This window comes from uncultured Formosa sp. (genome assembly GCF_947500765.1).
Classification (GTDB): domain Bacteria; phylum Bacteroidota; class Bacteroidia; order Flavobacteriales; family Flavobacteriaceae; genus Formosa.
Map to the genome: position 1 here is coordinate 1 of NZ_CANMTH010000079.1, position 230 is coordinate 230.

The 230-nt window shown below is 44.8% G+C and carries 1 pseudogene; it reads left to right on the top strand.

The window, feature by feature from the left end:
• Positions 1-230, top strand: a pseudogene (locus Q1B05_RS18655) (collagen-like protein); the annotation flags it as partial.

Consider the following 230-nt stretch of genomic DNA (forward strand, 5'->3'; position numbering starts at 1 on the left):
GCAGATGGTGCTGCTGGAACAGATGGATTAACGCCAACTATTGGAATAAATGGTAATTGGTTCATTGGAACAACAGACACAGGAATTGCAGCAACAGGAGCTGCAGGTGCAGATGGATTAACGCCAACTATTGGAATAAACGGTAATTGGTTCATTGGAACAACAGATACAGGAATTGCAGCAACAGGAGCTGCGGGTGCAGATGGAATTGATGGAACAGACGGATTAAC